Source organism: Actomonas spartinae (assembly GCF_051209155.1).
Lineage (GTDB): Bacteria > Verrucomicrobiota > Verrucomicrobiia > Opitutales > Opitutaceae > Actomonas.
This window is the reverse complement of record NZ_JBPJGB010000002.1, coordinates 983,486-1,003,435: the sequence shown is the minus strand read 5'-3', so window position 1 is coordinate 1,003,435 and position 19,950 is coordinate 983,486. Positions and strand designations below refer to the sequence as shown.

At 66.3% G+C, this 19,950-nt stretch carries 11 protein-coding genes; all 11 read left to right on the top strand.

Going from position 1 to position 19,950, the window contains the following annotated elements:
• The first annotated feature begins 13 nt into the window (after positions 1–13).
• The 11 genes from AC0MRV_RS11740 (at position 14) to AC0MRV_RS11690 (ending at position 19,942) form a co-directional block, all read left to right on the top strand.
• On the top strand, positions 14–3,235 hold the full coding sequence (locus AC0MRV_RS11740) for a DUF5060 domain-containing protein (protein ID WP_472764663.1): 3,222 nt from the start codon (positions 14–16) through the stop codon (positions 3,233–3,235).
• 201 nt (positions 3,236–3,436) lie between these two features.
• Positions 3,437–4,366 carry a carboxylating nicotinate-nucleotide diphosphorylase gene (gene nadC / locus AC0MRV_RS11735; protein WP_472764662.1) on the top strand — a complete coding sequence of 310 codons (930 nt, stop codon included), beginning with the start codon at positions 3,437–3,439 and terminating at the stop codon, positions 4,364–4,366.
• Entirely contained in the window at positions 4,363–5,352 is a 990-nt protein-coding gene (locus AC0MRV_RS11730; RefSeq protein WP_472764661.1) for a biotin--[acetyl-CoA-carboxylase] ligase, read from the top strand. The genes nadC and AC0MRV_RS11730 overlap by 4 nt, the downstream gene beginning before the upstream one ends.
• A gap of 8 nt (positions 5,353–5,360) precedes the next feature.
• Positions 5,361–6,125: a type III pantothenate kinase gene (locus tag AC0MRV_RS11725; RefSeq protein WP_472764660.1), complete on the top strand. Its 765-nt coding sequence runs from the start codon at positions 5,361–5,363 to the stop codon at positions 6,123–6,125.
• 113 nt (positions 6,126–6,238) lie between these two features.
• A complete protein-coding gene (locus AC0MRV_RS11720; RefSeq protein ID WP_472764659.1) occupies positions 6,239–7,255 on the top strand; it encodes an ABC transporter ATP-binding protein in 1,017 nt (338 codons plus the stop codon).
• Between the two features lie 6 nt (positions 7,256–7,261).
• The gene (locus AC0MRV_RS11715; RefSeq protein ID WP_472764658.1) at positions 7,262–8,023 is read left to right on the top strand and encodes an ABC transporter permease; all 762 of its coding nucleotides are present in this window, start codon (positions 7,262–7,264) and stop codon (positions 8,021–8,023) included.
• A gap of 5 nt (positions 8,024–8,028) precedes the next feature.
• On the top strand, positions 8,029–9,537 hold the full coding sequence (locus tag AC0MRV_RS11710) for a GldG family protein (RefSeq protein WP_472764657.1): 1,509 nt from the start codon (positions 8,029–8,031) through the stop codon (positions 9,535–9,537).
• A gap of 8 nt (positions 9,538–9,545) precedes the next feature.
• Positions 9,546–11,630, top strand: a complete 2,085-nt coding sequence (locus AC0MRV_RS11705) for a DUF4340 domain-containing protein (RefSeq protein WP_472764656.1) — start codon at positions 9,546–9,548, stop codon at positions 11,628–11,630.
• Between the two features lie 54 nt (positions 11,631–11,684).
• Positions 11,685–14,561: a hypothetical protein gene (locus AC0MRV_RS11700; protein ID WP_472764655.1), complete on the top strand. Its 2,877-nt coding sequence runs from the start codon at positions 11,685–11,687 to the stop codon at positions 14,559–14,561.
• 169 nt (positions 14,562–14,730) lie between these two features.
• Entirely contained in the window at positions 14,731–18,609 is a 3,879-nt protein-coding gene (locus AC0MRV_RS11695) for a response regulator (protein WP_472764654.1), read from the top strand.
• Positions 18,610–18,820: 211 nt separating this feature from the next.
• Positions 18,821–19,942, top strand: a complete 1,122-nt coding sequence (locus AC0MRV_RS11690) for a LacI family DNA-binding transcriptional regulator (protein WP_472764653.1) — start codon at positions 18,821–18,823, stop codon at positions 19,940–19,942.
• Positions 19,943–19,950: the final 8 nt, after the last annotated feature.

The following is a 19,950-nucleotide window of genomic DNA, read 5'->3' as shown; positions in this document are numbered from 1 at the left end:
GCCCCATCCTGCCATGTCCCGCCGTTTGCTCGCCTTCTTCCTGCCCCTCGCCGTCGCGCTGCCCCTTGCCGCTACGCCCACCCCCATCGCCCCGCCGGATTTGATCTTTGCCGAGGTCAACGGCGTCGTCGCCGTCGAAGCCGAGCACTTCATCGCGCAGGACCTCACTCAGACCCGCGCCTTCCACATCGTCTCCACCGTCAATGACCCCGGCGTGCAACCCGACCCCGATCCGTCCCACGCCGCCACCGCCAGCGGCCGCGCCTACGTCGAGGTCCTGCCCGACACCCACGTCGACGACAACGAGCCCGTCACCGAGGGTATCAATATCTCCAATACGCCCGGTCAGCACGCCGTGCTCAGTTACCGCGTGCGCTTCAGCCGCGGCGGGCGCTACTATTTCTGGGCCCGCAGCCACGCGACCGGATCGGCCGACAACAGCGTGCACGTCGGCCTCAACGGCGAGTGGCCCGAGAGCGGTCGCCGCTGGCAATCCTTGCGGCGCAATGCCTGGCACTGGGACTGCAAGCAACGCACGGCCCAGGTGCCGGCCGGCGAAGCCTTTTCCTCCTACCTCGAGGTGCCGGCGGCCGGTGATCACGTGATTCAGATCAGCATGCACGAGGACGGCTTCGAACTCGACAAATGGGTGCTTGCCCGCGGCGTCGTCTACGAGCCGGAGGGCGAAGGCCCCACCCCCGTGGTCGCCGCGGGCACGCCGCCCCCGCCGTTCCCGGTCGCCACCCGCGCCGCCGCCGGCGGTCTCACCTCGCTGGGCACCAGCCTGCCTTTTCCTGCGCATTGGGGCGAACCGCCCCCCGTGCAGACCCGCGACCTGCGCCCGCTGCCCGCCGGCTTCGGCCAGGGCAGCAGCACACTCGCCCGCTGGATCGAGGCGCGTATCACCGAGGACAATACAAGGGAAGCCGCCGGCACCCTGCTGTCCGCCGCCGGCTTCAGTTTTTCCTCCCCTGGCCAAACGCTGGTCGAGGACCAATGGGCCGCCTTCACCGACGCGTCCGTGCGCACCGGCACCGCCCGCGCCGCCTCGCCAGTGCCCGGCGGACGTTATCACCTCACCCTGCACACGGTTGGCGAAGCCAAGGGTCCCTCCACCTACGAACTCATCGTCGGTGGCCGCTCGATCGGAGCCTACGAAGCCCCCGTCGCCAGCGAGGCCTTCGCTGAGGGGCCGGCCTTCAACAAGGTCTGGGAGTTCGTCGAGATCAACGACGGCGAATTTATTGAGCTCCGCACCACCGCCGGTTCACTCGACGGCGGCGCGCCGACGCAGGCCCGGTGGTCGCGGCTGGTGCTGACCCCGGTGGGCTACGATCCGTCGCGCCCGCCCCCGCCCGCGGCCCCCGGCCTCAGCAGCGCCAACTATTCACTCCGTGAATCCGGTTCCGGCGCCAGTGGCAACGTGGTCGCCCGCGCCCCCGACGGCGACGGCGCCGTCACCTTGTCCGGCGACCGCATGGCGTGGCACACCCTCACCCTCGATCTCGACGGTCCCTTCGCCCACGAGGACGACGTCGCACCCAATCCCTTCACCGACTACGCCTTCAACGTCACCTTCACCTCCGCTTCCGGCGCGCGCTACACCGTGCCGGGCTTTTTTGCCGCCGATGGTCGCGCCGCCGAATCCTCCGCCACCGCGGGTCGCATCTGGCGCGTGCGCTTCACCCCCGATGAACCGGGCGAGTGGGTCTACCGGGTGTCCTTCGAAACCGGCCCCCATGCGGCCACCTATCACGGCGGCAACGCCGTGCGTCCCTATGACGGTCTCAGCGGGACCTTCACCGTCGCGCCCACCGACAAGACCGCGCCCGATCTGCGCGCCCGCGGTCGTCTCGTTTACACCGGCGAGCGTTACCTGCGTTTTGCCGAGGACCACACGGTGTTTCTCAAAGCCGGCCCCGACGCCCCGGAAACTTTCCTCGCCTACAGTGGTTTCGACAACACCCACGCCGGTCGCGACCATGTGCCGCTGAAGTCCTGGACCGCGCACATCCGCGATTGGCAACACGGCGACCCCACCTGGCGCGACGGCCGCGGCCGCGGCATCATCGGCGCGCTCAACTACCTCGCGAGCAAGGGCGTCAACACCGTCTCCTTCCTCACTTACAACGCCGGCGGTGACGGCGACGATGTGTGGCCCTTCGTCGACCGCGACGACAAGCTGCACTACGACGTCTCCAAACTCGCCCAGTGGGAGATCGTCTTCGCCCACGCCCAGCGGCTTGGCATCCACCTGCACTTCAAAATGCAGGAGACCGAAATCGACGACCAACGCGCCACCCATACCCGCACCGCCGTCCAGATTCCGGAAGCCATGGACGGCGGGGAAACCGGCCCGGAGCGTCGCCTCTATTTCCGTGAACTGATCGCTCGCTTCGGCCACCACCTTGCCCTCACCTGGAACTTCGGCGAAGAGAACACCCAGAGCTACGAGGAGCAGGTCGCGATGTTGAACACCGTCGCCGCCATCGATCCCTACCAGCACCACCGCGTGCTGCACACGTATCCACAACAGCAGGACGAGGTCTACACGCCATTGCTCGGCGACCGCTCGGTGCTCACCGGAGTATCGCTCCAGAACGCCTGGGACGCCGTGCACGCCCGCACCGCGCATTGGCTCGCCGCCAGCGCCGCGGCTGGTCGCCAGTGGGTCGTCGCCAACGACGAACAAAACCCGGCCGCCATGGGTGTGCCGCCCGACCCCGGTTACGAAGGCCACGACGGCGTCGCGACCGCCGAAGACGGCACGCACTATACGCTCCGTGACATCCGGGCCCAGACCCTCTGGGGCAACCTCATGGCCGGCGGCTCCGGCGTGGAATATTACTTCGGTTATCAGCTCCCGCAAAACGACCTGCTGGCCGAAGACTACCGCAGCCGCGACCGCTCGTGGGACTACGCCCGCATTGCGCTCGAATATTTCCGGGCACTCCCCGTCGACCTCGCCGCGCTCCAGCCGGCCGACGCCCTCACCGGCGCCGACTGGTGCCTTGCCTACCCGGGCAAACTCTACGTCGTCTTCGTGCCCCGCGGCGGCGAGGCCACGCTCGACCTCACCGACGCCAGGGGGACCTACTCCGTCGAGTGGTTCGATCCGCGCACCGGCGATCGTTTCCCGGCCGAGTCCGTCACCGGCGGCGCTCGCGTTGAGCTCGGCACCGCCCCCGATCTCCCCCACGAAGACTGGGCGATCACCGTTGCGCGAACCGACTAATCAGATGACTTTGGACGGAGCAAACGGGCCACGGATGGCACGAATGTCCACGGGACCTTGCGGCGGAAACCTGACCACCTATCCGTGTTAATCCGTGAAACCCGTGGCTATAAAAACGGATCAAGCGAAACACTCTCCAACCCGTTCTCGCCATCGCTCATTTCAGCATTTCAGTTCTCCAGCGTTTTAGCTTTTTCCACCATGTCCGCCCTCTCCGACTCCCTGCTCCACCGCCTTACGTGGGACGACCTTGATGTCGCCTACCTGCGTCGCTTGGTGGAGATGGCGCGCGATGAGGACCTGGGCGGGCTCGGCCTGCTGCGCCGTCCGACCACGGCGGGGGATTTTTCCACCGGCAGCATCGCCGCCGCACCGCGCACCAGCACCGCCCACCTGGTTGCCCGGCAGGACATGACGATCTGCGGCCTGCCGCTCATCTCGCTCATCCTCGCCACCTACGGCGACCAAGCCGCCGCCCGCGCCACCGTGCAGTTGCGCACCCGCGACGGCGCCAGACTCGGCCGCGGTGATGTCATTGCCACGCTCACCGGCGACCCACGCACCCTGCTCTCCGCCGAGCGCATCGTGCTCAATTTCCTCCAACGCCTCTCCGGCATCGCCACCCTCACCTCGCGCTACGCCCAAGCCCTCGGCGAAGGCCGCACCCGCCTGCTCGACACCCGCAAAACCACCCCGGGTTATCGCATGCTGGAAAAAGTCGCCGTGGCCTGCGGCGGCGGCTGGAACCATCGCCTCGGTCTCTTCGACCGCGTGATGCTGAAGGACAACCATCTCGCCCTGCTCGGTTCGACCGACGACCTTGCCGGCGCCGTCGCCCGCGCCCGCCAGCACGCCCCCGACCTGCCGGTGGAAGTGGAGGTTGATCGCCTCGACCAGATCCCGCCCGTGCTCGCCGCCGGCGCCGATGTCATCCTGCTCGACAACTTCACGCCCGCTCAGCTCAGCGAAGCCGTCGCCCTCATCAAGGGTCGCGCGCTCACCGAGGCCTCCGGCGGCATCACCTTGGAGACCTTGCCCAACCTCGCCGGACTCGGGCTCGACTTCGTCTCCACCGGCGCGCTCGTCCATCAGAGCACCTGGGTCGACATCGGTTTGGATTGGAACGCATGAAGTCCGCCCACACCGACCTCACCATCGTCCGCACCCTGCTCGACGCCGGCAACGACTTCGTCTCCGGCAGCGCCTTGGCCGACACTCTGGGCATGTCCCGCGTCGCCATCTGGCAACACATGGAAAAGCTCCGGGAACAGGGCTTCACGTTCGAAGCGATTCGCTCCCGCGGTTACCGCCTCACGGCCAAGCCCACCGGCCTCAACGCCCTGCTCATCGAGGCCCGGCTGCCCGCCTCACTGCCTTGCACCATCGTCGCACTCGAGTCGGTCGACAGCACCAATGACGAAGCCATGCGCCGCGCCGCCCAGGGCGCGACCACCCCGCTCGTGGTCATCGCGCGCGAACAAACCCGGGGCCGCGGCCGCATGGGTCGCACCTGGCTGTCCGAGGCCAACGGCAACCTTTACCTCACCTTCGCGCTCCGGCCGGAGGTCCCGCCCGATCGTCTCGCGACCATCACGCCTTGGGTTGGACTCAATCTCTGCTCCCTCTTCGCCCACTACGCCAAGGTCGACTCGCGCATCAAATGGCCCAACGACGTGCTGATCAACGGCCGCAAGGCCGGCGGCATCCTCACCGAGGCGCGCATCGACGCCGACCGGATCCGCGACCTCGTCATCGGCTGCGGACTTAATCTTACGCCACCAAACGGCGGCTGGACGGGCGAACTCGCCGACCGCGCGATCGCGCTGAGCGAAGTCGCCGCCGCGCCCATCGACCTCAACCACTTCGCCGCCGCCGTCATCAGCCGCGTGCTCTCCGCCTGCCGCACCTTTCAGGAAGACGGTCACAGCGCCGCCCTCGCCCAACAGTGGCCACAATACGACGCACTGCGCGACCGCGAGATCACTCTCATCCATGGCCGCGACGAAGTCACTGGCGTCGCCGCCGGCATCGACACCGATGGTTCGCTCCTGCTGCGCGTCAACGGCGGCGAACCACAATCCTTCCGCGCCGGCGAGGTCACGATTGCCAAGCGTTGATTCGCGCCATGATCGCCTGTATCGACATTGGCAATACACACACCCACTACGGCTTCGCCGCCCCCGGCGGACACGATGCCGCCGTGGACACCGGCGAGCTGCGCACCAATCGGCTTGAGGAACTGATTCCCCTGCTCTCCGCCCGCCCCGACCTCACGGCCGTCGCGTTCTGCAGTGTCGTGCCCGCTGCGGTGCCGCGCCTGCAAGCCGCGCTGCAACCACTTGGCCTGCCGGTCTGGCAGCTCACCCACACCCAAAAACTCGGGGTCGACATCACCTACCCAAAGCCGGCGGAAATCGGCCAGGATCGGCTCGCCAACGCCGCCGGCGCCGCCGCGCTCGGCCCCCTGCCCGCCATCGTCATCGACCTGGGCACGGCCGTGACCTTCGACATCATTTCCCGCCGCGGCGGCTATGAGGGCGGGATCATCACCCCCGGTCCCGCGCTCATGACGCGCTACCTGCACGAACACACCGCGCAGTTGCCGCTGGTCGAGGACGTGGTCACGCCGGTCGAGCACGCAATCGGCAAATCCACCGTCGAAGCCATGCGCATCGGCGCCGTGCTCGGGTTCACCGGCCTGCTCCAGGCCTGCCTCGATGGCGTGACTGCCGAGCTTACCGCCGCGGGCGAGGCCCCCGCCCGCGTGCTCACCTGCGGCGGCGCCTACGCCATCGTGAGCGGCCGCCTCCGCGAGCCCACCATCGACATCCCCGACCTCACCCTCCGCGGCCTCGCCGCCGCCTGGGCATTGAATCATTCGGCGGCTTGATTCGTCACACCGGACACCAATCCTCTTTCACCGGGTCTAAGCAACCCTCCGATCCCGTGTAATTTTCATGTATTTCGTGGTGAACTCTCCCCACGCTCCTCTTGCCTTCGTCCATGTCCGACTCCTCGCCTGCCATTGTTGTTGAAAACCTCGTGAAGTCCTTTGCCGGAGTCACCGCGGTCAACAACATCAGCTTCTCGGTCGCGCAGGGCGAAATCCTCGGCTTCCTCGGCCCCAACGGTGCGGGCAAATCCACCACCATGCGGGTGCTGACCGGGTTTCTGCCGGCCACTTCCGGCTCGGTCACGCTCTGCGGCCACTCCGTCGCCTCCGACACCGCCGCCGTGAAACGCCTCATCGGCTACATGCCGGAGAACAATCCCCTGCCCGAGGACATGCGGGTGGTGGAATACCTCTACTACCGCGGCCGCCTGAAAGAGATGCCGCGCGGCAAACTCGGCCCCCGCATCGACGAGCTGCTCGAACTCTGCGATCTCAAACGCGTGCGCCACCGTATCATCGGCAAACTCTCCAAGGGCTTTCGCCAACGCGTGGGCATTGCCGAAGCCATCCTCGCCGAGCCGCCCGTCATCATCATGGACGAGCCGACCATCGGGCTCGATCCGCACCAGATCCTCATCGTGCGCGACCTCATCGCCCGCCTGCGCGGCCGCATGACGGTGATCATCTCCTCGCACATTCTGCCCGAAATCGAGATGACCTGCGACCGCGTGCTCATCATCAATCAGGGCCGTGTCGTCGCGGCGGGTGAGCCCGCCGCACTCAAACGTGAGATCATCGGTCAGGCGCGCACCTTGGTTGAACTCGCCGGCGAGAGCGCCGATCTTGCCGCCGTGTTGGCCGAGGTTAACCCGTCGCTGCAAATCACCTCCGAAGGTTCACCCGACACCGACGGCTTCCGCGCCTTCGAGTTGTCGGTCGACCACGACGCCGATTGCAGCGAAGCCCTGCTCCGGGCGCTTGCCGCCGATCCGCGTTTCCGGCTTCGCGCCCTCAGTCGCGCCCAGCCCACTTTGGAGGACGTCTTCCTCGCCGCCACCCGGCGCAGTTGGGACGTGGTCGACCAGCCCACGCCCGCCAAGTCGGATAAAACCGAACCGAAATCCTAAATCCACGTGCGCCACTTTCTCACCATCCTCGGCCACGAGATCCGCATGCTGCTGGTCAGTCCCAGCACCTACATCGCGGCGGTCATGTTCCTTGCGTTCATGGGCTTCATCTTCGCCGGCATCCTGGCCGAATATACGAACCTGCCGCAGGAAAACTCGCCGGCCGTCGCCTTCTTCGAACTCTTTTGGGTGCCGGTCATCTTCATCGTGCCCTTGCTCACCATGAAGAGCATCTCCGAAGAACGCCGCCTCGGCACCCTCGAGACCTTGCTCACCACGCCCATCACCACCACCGAGGTGGTGCTCGGTAAATACGGCGCGGCCTACTTCCTCTACCTCAGCCTGTGGAGTGCGACTGCCGGCTTCTTCTATATCCTGCATCGCTTCACGCACGACGCCTTCCTGCTCGACCTCGGACCGCTCATCGGCGGCTACGTTTTCATCGCGGTATCGGGTTTGTTCTTTGTCGCCATCGGCATCTTCGCCTCCTCGCTCTCCCGCAATCAGGCCGTCGCCGGCATCCTCGGCGTCGTCATGCTCTTCGCCCTTATCATCGGCACGCAGCTCCTTACCGGTCTCTCCGCCCTCAACCTTGAGATCTTCGCGCCCCTGAAGCAGAGCGTCGAATACGCCCGCGTATTCACCCACCTCGATGATTTCACCCGCGGCATCATCGATGCCCGCCAGCTGCTCTTTTACGCCAGCGGCACCACCCTCACCCTCATCTTCAGCATCCTCGGTCTCGAGGCCAAGCTGCTGCATAGCTGACCGGTATGAGCGACTCGCCCAACGCCTTCGCCAAAGCCCGCTGGCTGCGCACCATCAACCTCGTGCTGCAGGCCGCGCTGTTCCTCAGCTTCTTTGGCGGGCTCAACTACCTCGCGCTCCATCACGGTTTCCGCTGGGACCTCACCAATCATCGGCGCCACACCCTCTCCGAGGAAACCCTCGCCTACCTGCGCACCCTCGACCAACCGGTGCGGCTCATCCTCACGATCGACCCCAACCGCGACAACCCGCACCTCGCCCAATTCTACCGCGATGTGCGCGGTCTCCTGCGCGAATACGTCAACGCCACCGCCGGTAAACCGGCCACCAATGGCATCGCCGGTCGGGTCACCTTTGAAGAACTCGATATCTACAGGAACCAACGCGCCGCCGAGGCCCTGGGCATCGACCAGTCCAACGTCGTCGTCGCGATCTGCAACGACCAGCGAAAGATCATCACCCTCACCGACTTCTACGAGACCGAAGACCGCGTTGCCGTCGCCTTCAAAGGTGAGCAAGTCGTCACCTCCGCCATCCTCAGCGTCTCCTCGCCCGACCGCCCGCATGTCTACTTTCTCGCCGGTCACGGTGAAATGCAGCCCGGTGACGTCGACCCCAACCGCGGCCTCTCCGTCCTCGCCGATCAATTGCGCCTGCGCAACCTCGAGCTGAGCGTCATCGATCTCACCCAGACCAAGGAGGTTCCCGAAGACGCCGCCCTCGTCGTGATCGCCGGCCCCCAAGGTCGCTACGACCCCTTCGAGGTCGAGCTCCTCCGCCGCTACCTCAGCGATCGCGCGGGCCGCGCCCTCGTGTTGCTGCCACCGGTCGTGCGCCACGGCCTCGACGATCTGCTTTACGACTGGGGCCTCGTCGCCGACGACGTCATCGTGGTCGAGCCGGACCCCGCCAACGTCACTGAACGCAGTGAGCTCCGCATCTCCGCGTTCATGGCTCACCCCATCACCCAATCGCTCCTCGACTACCAATTCGCGCTCTACCTCGGCCTCTCCCGCGTCGTGCGCCCCGATCCCGGACGCCCCCTCGACAATTCCCTGAGCGCCACCGTGCTCGCCGCCACCTCCGAGACCGCTTGGGGTGAGCGCGACTATCGGCAGAACAACATCGCCTACGATCCGGGCATCGATCTCAAGGGTCTGGCCGGTTTCGAACCCAAAAACCGACTTTCCGTGCTCGTGTCTTCGGAACGCATCACGCCTCCAAAATCGCTGCCCTTCAGCGTCCGCGGCGGTCGCCTCGTCCTCTTTGGCAATGCCGACTTCGCCGCCAACTCCCGCGTCGCCTCGCCCGGCAACCTCGCGGTCTTACTCAACGCCGTCGAGTGGTGTGTCGATCGCGACGTGCAACTCAACACCCTCCCCCGCCCGATCGAACGCTACCAGATCGATCTCAGCCTCGCCGAACTGAGCAACCTCCGCATCAGCCTGCTCTTTATCCTCCCCGGCATCGCCGCCGTCTTCGGCATCATCGTCTACTGGACCCGACGCTCCTAGGCCCCGCCATGCGCACCAAAGTCACGCTCATCCTCGTTTTCCTCAACGTCGCCCTTTTCTTCTTTATCTTCGGATTCGAACGGAAGTGGCGCACCGAGGAAAATGCCCGCGAGGCCCGACGCCACGTGCTCGGCCCGGAGGCCGCCAACATCCAATTCCTCGAACTCACCGGTCCCACCCTGCCCGCGACCATTCGCCTGGAAAAACAGGCCGACGCCTGGCGCATCACCGAACCCTACGAGTGGCCCGCCAATCCCTTTGCCGTCGAGCGCATCATCAAGGAACTCCAGTTCCTTGAACACGAGACTTCCTACGACGTCGCCAACCTCGGCGCCACCGGCCTCTCTCTCGCCGACTACAATCTCGAGACGCCGCCCCTCACCGTAACCTTCGGCGCCCTGCCCGCCGCCGACGCCGCCGCCGGCGCCACCACGCCAAGCGCCACCGCCCTTGCCATTGGCAACAAGACCGCCATCGGCAACCGCCTCTACGTGCTTTCGCCCGACGGCACCCGCGTGCACGTGGTGCCGCAAACCCTCGCCAACGCTCTCGCCGTAGACCTCGAGGACCTGCGCGCCAACTCCTGCTTCACCATCCCCGACTTCGAGGTCCGTTCCCTCAACCTCCAGGCCGCCGGCCCTGCCAACGTCCGCGTGCGCATCCGCCGCGAAGGCAACCGCTGGTCCTTCGAATCGCCCATCGTCACCCGCGCCGACGGCATTGTGACCCGCGACACCCTCAACGCGCTCAACGCGCTCCAGACCCTCGAGTTCATCGGCGACCCCGCCGACCATCCCGATCGCGCCACCGCCTCCGGCACCAACACACCCATCCTGCGCATCACCCTCGAAGGCAACGCCCGCCGCGAAACCCTTCTGCTCGGCAACCCCCTCGGCGACACCGCCGTGCCCAACGGTCCCGCCACCCAACCCGATGTCGCTTACTACGCGCGCATGGAAAACCGCGCCGCGCTCTTCACCGTCGCCGTGCCCGCCAAACTCCTCGACCGTTTGCGCAACGCCCAACGTGAGCTGCGCGATCCGCTCGTCCTCGACCTCGCCGAGCGCCAGGTCGACTCCGTCACCCTCACCGACGGCGACGGCCAGGTCGTCACCCTGCAAAACCTGCGCCTCGAGGGCGGCACCAACGGTGCCAACACCGCCAACGCCCTCGCCACCGCCTCCGGATGGCAAGTTGTGCAACGCGCCGACGACGGCACCCTGCGCACCCAACCGGCCGACCAGGCTGTCGTTGAAAACATGCTCCTGCGCCACCTCCGCGATCTGCGCGCACAGAGTTTCGTGCGCGACGTGCCCACCGAAGCCGAACTCGAAGACTGGGGTCTCAGTCGCCCGGAGCGCACCATTGCCCTCAACTTCCGCGCCGACAACCCCGCCTCGCTCGCCCCCGACAACATCACCCTGCTCATCGGCCGCGACCAAACCGGCGACAACACCTACGCCAAACTGCGTCGCCAGACCTTTGTCTACGCCGTTGCGGCCGACATCCTCGCCGCAACTCCGGTTGACCCGCTCCACTACCGGCAACGCCTCCTGCGCGAGCTGCCCGCCGGCGCCCGCATCACCGGGCTGAACCTGCGCGACCTGAGCAACAACTCCACCCTGTTCCAAAGGGAACTCCGCGACGGCGAATCGTGGGACCAGGTCTTCACCGGCCTGCCCCAAACGCAGGCCCAGGCCCTCGCCACCCTGCGCGCCGAAGTGCGCACCCTGCGCGCCCGTCGCTTCGTCGCCGATGAGTTCACCGAAACCGTCAATGTGAACGGCGAGTCCCGCGGCTGGCGCTTCCGCCTCGACGTGAAACTCTCCCTCACCGGCGACGCCGGCAATCAGGTCGTCGACTCCACCCTCTTCATCGCCGATCGCGACGGGGGCGACGTGCAACTCGTCGGCTCCCCCGACCCCAACTTCGATGTCGTCTTCGCCGCCACCCAACCCTTCATCGACGCCCTCTGGACGCTGTCCTACGCCGAACGCGACCCGGGCCCGATCGAGTTCACCACGCCCCCGCCGGAAGCCAGCGCCGCCAATCCCGACGACGAAGCAGAGGAACCCGAGGGCAACGGTCCCTGACCACGATCTTCCACGTCAGCTTTTCCGCGTTTTAGCGTTTCAGCTTTTTAGAAAATGCCCGCCCCCCGCTGGTTGCAGGTTTGCTGGAAAGGCACCCATCACTGTGGGCGCGGACTGTGCTCTTTGCTGCTTTGGAGTCTCTGGCTGGTCCTCACGATCTGCCTCGGTATCCAGATTTTCATTATGTCGGCGCAGGAACTCGCCGTGCCCCGTTTCGTGCTGCGCGAGATCGAGTCCCGTCTCGAAGCCGCCGGTCTGCGGGTCAGTTTTGGCGAGGCCCAGTTTGATCCCGGCGGCCACATCCTGTTGCGCGATGCCGACCTCACCCTCATCGCGGTCGACGAGGCGGTGTTCCACGCCGAAGCGCTCTACTTCGAGCTGAACCCGATCACGCTCTGGTTCCGACAGGTCGAGCCGCGGCAAATCAAAATCAGCGATGCCGCGTTCTACATCCCGTCGATGTTGTCGCCCACCGGCACGCGCGAACCGCTGGTGCGGAAGCTCAACGCCACCGTGCGCCCGGGCGAAGCGGCGGACCTCATCGTGCTGGAAAACCTCACGGCCATCCTTGGGCCCACTCCCGTCGACCTGCACGGCAGTCTCCGCCTGCCCGCTCGCGGCGGCGACAGCCTGCCGGTCGACCAGTTGCTGGAATCCCTCGCCCGGAACTACCTGCGCGCCTGCCGGCTCGCCGCCACCTACCTGCCGCAGGTGCCCCGCCACCGCGAGTTGCGGGTCAGCCTTGAGCTGATTCCCGACGAGCACCCCTTGGCCGACATCGCCCTGCGGCTGCAGGCCCGGGAGCTCGAACTCAGTCTCCCTCAACACCCCGACCAGCAGATCGACCTGCAGGACTTCACGGCCACCACGACCTTCGACCTCGGGCCGCAGGCCCGCCTGCAAACCGTCGACTTCAGCGCCGGTCGCATCGCGGCCCCGGCCCGCATCGCCATCGACGACCTGCGCGGCCAACTCGAACTGATGGCCGCACCGGCCGTCGGTCGCTTCGAACCACGCCTCCTCGACCTCACCGCGCACACCGTGCACACCCCCTGGCTCGACCTGCCCCGGATCAGCGTGCGCACCGGCGTCGCCACCCTGCCCCAGGTGCAGGCGATGGTGCAGGTTGACTTGCTCGGACATCCGCTGGCGATCGAGGCCGATCTCGATGTGACCACCGTCGCCGGCCGGGTGCGGCTGGCCACCGCGGTGGATGCCGCCGCCATTGCTCTCGCCGGCCGCCACCTGAGTTTCGACTTGCCGGCCCTGCTCAACTGGACCGAAGCCCCCCGCATCACCGCCGACCTCAACCTCGCCGAAGGCGGCCGCCCGCTGCGCGCCGAGGCGGTCTTCAGCACCGGCGCGGTCACCGCCCGTCGGGTCGACCTCGACGCCACGGCCGCGCGGGTAACGTGGCAGGGCACCACGCTGCGCGCTGACGACATCCTGCTCCTGCGCGGCGCCAGCCGGGCCACCGGTAGTTACGAAATGGATACCAAGTCGCTCGACTTCCGCTTCCTGCTCGGCGGGCGCTTGGAGCCCTCCGATATCGACGGCTGGTTCCGCCGCTGGTGGCCGAACTTCTGGACCAACTTCCAGTTCCCCGTCGCGCCGCCGGACGCGAGCGTGGAGGTCAGCGGCCGCTGGAAAAAGCCCTTGCTCACGCGGGTCTGGGTGCAGGCCAGCGCCGAGAACGCGGTCGTCAAAGACATCGCCCTGGACCGGATGACCACCCGCCTGTTCGTGCGTCCCGGTTGGGCCGACGTGCTGGAATTCCACGCCTGGCGTCCGCAGGGCGAGGTGCGCGGCAGCTTCACCCGCTCGTGGCGCCTGCCTTTGGGCGCGCGCTGGACTGGCATCGAAGTGCACGCCACCGGCGATTCGGACCTGTCGCCCCTGCCCAAGCTGTTGGGTGACCTCGGCGAGCGCATCGCCGAACCCTTCGCCATGGCCGGCCCGGTCTCACTGCAAATCGACGGTCGGGCTGAGCGCGAAGATTGGGGCGCGCCGATCGAGGTGGATTTTAAGGTCAGCGGTCACACCAGCGAGGAGTGGAGCTTTTTTGATTTTCCCCTGCATGGCGCACAGTTCGAAGCGCACCAGACCAACGAACGCCTGTTGGTGGCGCCTTTCAGCGCCGGGGCGACCGGAGGAGCGCTGGCCGGTCGCATCGAAATGACCGGCGACGCCGCCGATCGCCGCATCGCCTTTGATCTCAATCTCGATCACGCTCATCTCGGCGAAACCATCCGGGCAGTCGAAACCTGGACCGCGCACCGTCGCGGCGAAGAGCCCTCGCCCGAAAGCGAATTTCAACAACGCATCGCGGAGGGCGTGCTCGACCTGTCGCTCTCCGCCACCGGTCCCGCCGCCGATCCCTATGGCTTTCAAGGCCAGGGCGCCGCCTCCATCCAGGACGCCAATCTCGGCGAGCTGAAACTCCTGGGCCCGCTCTCCACCTTGCTGGGCAGCACTCTGCTCAACTTCTCCAAACTCCAACTCGACAACGCCTACGGCGACTTCGAGCTCAACGGTCGCGTGCTCGATTTCGACAACATCAAGCTCACCGGGACTCGCGGCTCGCTCGATGCCAACGGCAAATACTACCTCGATACCCGCAACCTTGATTTTCTCACCCGGGTGCGTCCCTTCGACGGCGGCGGCGGCAACCTGCTCGACGCCGTGTTCACCCCGCTCACTCGTGCCTTGGAAGTGAAACTCGGCGGGAAACTCAACACCCCCGCGTGGACCTTCGTTTACGGTCCCACGAACTTCCTCCGCGCCCTCACCGGATCCGGTCCCCAAGCCGACGCGCCGGACGCCCCCAGCCCGCCCGACAGCAACGAGACCTTCGCTCCACCGCCGACCGCACCCACCTTCCAGCCCCCCTCGTCCGGCCCCGAATCTGCTGAGCCGCCCCCCGAGTCCTGATTCTCGGCTCGACTCCACCCCGTATTTTCACGGCCTTAAACAACGTTGCCCCTGCGATCGCTTTTCCCCTTGTTGAGGTGGATTCCCTATGGTCCAACCACCTAAAGCCCTCAGCGATGTGTGGCCGAAACGAGCTTGCCTCATTTTGGCGGGCTCCGTGGTCGGAATCATGCTCCTCCCGCTGCTCGGTTGGATTCTGCACATTCCGTCCCTGATCGCGCTGGGGCTGGAATCCGAACCCATCAAGGGCAACACGGTTCTCGTCGCTTTTCTCATCGGTTCCCTGCTGGTGGCCATCGAAACGGGTTATCGGCGGTCCGCTTGGCTCGGTCTCATCCCCACCCTCGTCGCCGGTCTCACGCTCCTGCAGGACCTGACGAAGAGCTCCTTCGGCATCGACGACCTGTTGTTTGATCCACTCACCCAAGGGGTCTCCACCGCGTCTGGTCACATGACCATGCCGGTGTCGATCAGCCTGCTGCTGGCCAGCCTGTTGGTCACCTCGCTGGCCTTTTCCCGCCTCAGCCAGCGCCTGACTCTGCTCTTCGCCCTGATCGCCTCGGGCGTGCTCTCCGTCGGCGCAGCAACGCTTCTCGGCTACGCGCTCGACCTGTCCTCGGTCTACCAGTGGGGCTCCGGCGACGCCACTTCCCCTTTCGCCGCGTGGACCATCTCGCTCATCGGCGTCGCCCTGCTGGCCCGCGCTTGGCGGGAACACACCCTCACCGATGCCGGTGCGCCGGTTTGGCTGCCCCTGCCGGTGGTCGTGGGATCCGCGACCCTCACCGTCATCCTTTACCTCGGCCTCGAAGAACAGGAAATCGTTCGTCTGCGCGAAACCACCGATCGCCATGTCGGTGCGATCATTCGCGGCCTCGATGATGAAATCAGCGAGCAGGCCGATTCCCTGGAACGCTTTGCGGAGGATTGGTCCGATCCGGCCAAGACCGCCGTCGTCCGGGCCATCGACGCCGAAAGTTATCTCAAGGACAACCCCAGTGGCCTCGTGGCCATGCTCGTCAGCCCCGACGATGAATTCCTCACGCGGGAGATCTACCCGGCCGAAGGCAACGAGCACCTCGTCGGCTACAGTCATCACGACGACCAGACCCGCGCGGCCGCCATCGAACGCGCCTTGGCTCCGCCCAACCGCACCACGATCTCCGGCACCCTCGACATCCTGCCCGATAATCCGGGCTACGCCATCTACTCGCCGGTCGAACGTGACGGCAGAATCTGGGGCCTGCTCACGGCCGATTTTGTCTACAGCCACGTGATCGGCATGATTGTCGGCGAACAGGAAAACCTCCGCAGCGATTACCTCATCCGCATCGCGATTGGCGATCTGGTCATCTACAACACGGCCGGTCGCTCCTCGATCGACGACGACCTCATCCTGCAGCGCGGCGGTATCGACTTCACCCAGGCCATCCGCGACCGGCGCATGCGCTTCACCGTCTTGCTCACCGAGGACGCCTTTACCCGCGAACGGCGCAACCTGCCCGAGCTCGCCGCCGCCGCTGGTTTCATCGTGACCCTCCTCCTCGGTGTTTCGGTTCACCTCGCCCGCACCGCCAACACCCTGCTGCGCACGGCCGAACTCTCCAATCGCCGCCTCGTCGCCGAGAACGAGGAACGCCGTCGCGTCGAGGCCATGTTGAAGGTGTCGGATGAGCGACTGCGCCTCGCCCTCGACTCGACCCAGATTGGCATCTTCGAATGGTCGCTGCCGTCCAACCAGGTCTACTACAGCCCGGGTCTGTGGACCATGCTCGCCTACGCTCCGGGTGAAATCGCCAACACGCCCGGCGCCTGGACCGCGCTCATCCACGAGGATGATCTCCCCGGCTACCGCGAAGCGGTCGAACGCCAGCTCGCCGGCGACGAAACCTTCATCGCCCCGGAATACCGCCTGCGCACCGGCAACGGCGAATGGCGCTGGATCTACGCCCGCTCCAAGACCGTCGCCCGCGCCTCCAGCGGCGCCCCCCAACGCATCATCGGCACCCTGCAGGACATCACGGAACGCAAAGCCGCCGAGGCCGCCCTGCGTGAATCCCAGGCCGCCACCCGTAAACTCTCCCTCGTCGCCGCCCGCACCGACAACATGGTGCTCATCACCTCGCCCAGCGGGGAGGTGGAATGGATCAACGAATCCTTCACCCGCGTGATGGAATACGAGCTCGACGAAATTCGCGGCCGCACGCCGGACACCTTCATGGCCGGCCCCGACACCAAGGCGCGCACCGCCCTGCGCATCCGCGCCGCCATGGCCAAGGGCGTCGGCGTCACCACCGACCTCGTCAACTACTCCAAATCCGGCCGCAAATATCACATCCACCTCGAGGTCCAGCCGGTGCGCAACGAGCAGGGTCAGGTCGAGACCTTCATCGCCATCCTCGCCGACATCACCACTCGCGTCGAAACCGAGCACGCGCTGCGCCGCGCCAAGGCCGAGGCCGATCACGCCTCGCGCGCGAAGTCCGAATTCCTCGCGTCGATGTCCCACGAAATCCGCACCCCCATGAATGGCGTCATCGGCATGACCAGCCTGCTCATGGACACCAAGCTCGACCCGGAGCAGCGCGACTTCGTCAACACCATCCGCACTTCCGGCGAAGCCCTGCTCACCATCATCAACGACATCCTCGACTTCTCCAAAATCGAGTCAGGCAAGATGGAGTTGGAGCACCTGCCCTTCGACCTGCCCACCTGCATCGAGGAAGCCCTCGACCTCTTCGCTATGCAGGCCGCCGCCAAGAAACTCGACCTCGCCTACCATGTCGCCGAGGACGTGCCCGCCTGGATCATGGGCGACATCACCCGCCTGCGGCAGATCCTCGTCAACCTGGTCAACAACGCGGTCAAGTTCACCGCCTCCGGCAGCATCACCATCCTCGTGCGCCGCAAGGCCGTCGCCGTCCCGCTGGGCGGTGAACGCGTCATGCTCGAGATCGCCGTGCAGGACACCGGCATCGGCATCCCCCAGGAGCGCATCAACCGCCTCTTCAAACCCTTCAGCCAGGTCGACTCCTCGACCACCCGCAAATACGGCGGCACCGGCCTGGGCCTCGCCATCTGCCATCGCCTCACCCAGCTCATGGGCGGCGGTATCCACGTGGAAAGCACGCAGGGCGAAGGCTCCCGCTTCATCTTCACGCTGCGCACCGAATCGGCGCACCCGATGAACATCGAACCGCTGCCAAGCGCTCCGACCGCGCTCGCCAACCGCCGGGTGCTCGGCATCGAGGACAACCCCGTGGGCCAGCAGCGCCTCGCCACCTTCTTCAAGCAGTGGAAGGTCGGCTTCGACGGTGCCACCGAGTTCGCCAAAGCCCTGCGCCTGACCGATACCGACACCCCGCCCGGCCTCGTCCTGCTCGACGACGATGTGCTCGAAACCGAAGGCTCGATCGAACTCTTGCAGGCCATCAACCGACGCCAGCTGCCCACCCTCTTGCTGCTCACCCCCGGCCGTCCATTGGCCGACGAAGCCCGCTCGAAGCCAAACATCCTCACCCTCAACAAGCCACTCAAGACCAGCACCCTGCTGCGCGGCATCCACACTCTTTTCCGCGGGTCCGACCAACCCGCCCCCGCCAGCGAAACCGCCGCCAAACGCCGCGTCCTCGCGGAGGAGTTCCCGCTCGATGTGCTGCTCGTCGAGGACAACATGGTGAACCAAAAGGTCGCCCTGCGCTTCCTCGAACGCCTCGGCTACCGCGCCGACTGCGTAGGCAACGGTCTCGAAGCCGTGCACGCCGTTGAGAACCGCCGCTTCGACCTGGTGCTGATGGACCTGCAGATGCCGGAGATGGACGGCTTCGAAGCCTCCCGCGAAATCCGCCGCCGCTTCCCCGCCGAACACCAACCGAAGATCGTTGCCCTGACCGCCAACGCCCTGCAAGGCGACCGCGATGTGTGCATCGAGGCCGGCATGGACGACTACATCACCAAGCCCGTGAAACTCCACGAGCTCAGCGAAGTCATCCGCCGCCAGTTCGCCGCCCAATCGGAAGAAAGCGAACTCCCCACTTCCGGCGCCTAGGCGTCGCTTTTCTTCTCTCTCCTTATCCCCGTCGAGCGAACCCCACGCCGCGGGTCAACGATCGGGCAAACGAAACACCCACAACGCTTCGACTTGCTCCCTTCGCCGCATCCGGAATTTAACATTCATCTCCGGGCGCTCTCTGTTAAACTGGTCGTCTGCGTCGTCCGCTTGCTTGCTGCCCGCTCGTCCTGTTTCGCCCCGCCCCACCATGCGCCGCCACGCCCAAACCCCTTCCCTCGGACAAATCGCCGATCAAGCCGGCGTCTCCCGCGCCGCCGTCTCCATGGCCCTGCGCAACCACCCGCGCATCCCCCTGAGCACCCGCGAGCGGATCCAACGGATCGCCAACCAACTCGGCTGGCGACCCAACCCCCTGCTGGCCGAGGCCATGAGCGCAATCCGCGCCGGGCAACCTTCCTCTGATCGCGTCACCCTCGCGTGGGTCAGCAGCGACCGCCGCCGCGACGAGTGGAAAGAAAGCCCGTTTCAGGTCCGCTGCCTTGAGGGCGCTCACGCCCGGGCCGACAGCGCCGGCTACCGCCTGGAGCAGTTCTGGCTCGGCGATGCCAACGGCAATCCCAACCGCCTTTCAGACATCCTCTACGCCCGCGGCATCAACGGTCTCATCGTGTCACCGTTCTACGCCACCGGCACCATTGCGCTGCAGTGGGATCGCTTCGCCGCCGCCACCATCGCCTACACCCTTACCGAGCCCCGCCTGCACCGCGCAACCGACAACCACACCGCCTCCGCGCGCGTCTGCGTGGCGCGCCTGCACGCCGCCGGTCGCAGCCGCATCGGCCTCGCCATGGCCGCGCGACTCGACCACCGCGTCGGCGACCTCTGGACCGGCGGCTACCTGCTCGAAACCTTCACCGAAGGCATCGGCGCCCCGACCCTATTGCACCGGCCCCACGATCTGACGGCCAAGGCCTTCCTTACCTGGGTCAAACGCGCCAAGCCAGACGCCATCATCAGCACGGAAAAACGTATCCCGGAGTGGCTCACCGAAGCCGGCTACGACGTGCCCCGGGATATTGCCTTCTGCTCCCTCGACCTCGCCAGCGACGACGGCAGCATGGCCGGCATCTACCAGGATGCCCACAGCATCGGCGCCGCCGCGGTCGACATGGTCGCCGGACAACTCCTGCGCCACGAGCGCGGCCTGCCCGACCAACCCAAGACCACCATCATTGACGGCCGCTGGATCGACGGCGCCACCGCTCCCGCCGTGGAGCCCAACGCCGAACACGAAGACCTGCGCCCCACCCTCAACCTCCTCGCCAACTCCGGCCAAACCGAAGCCACCCGCCCCGTCGCCTTCGACTAGGTACTTGG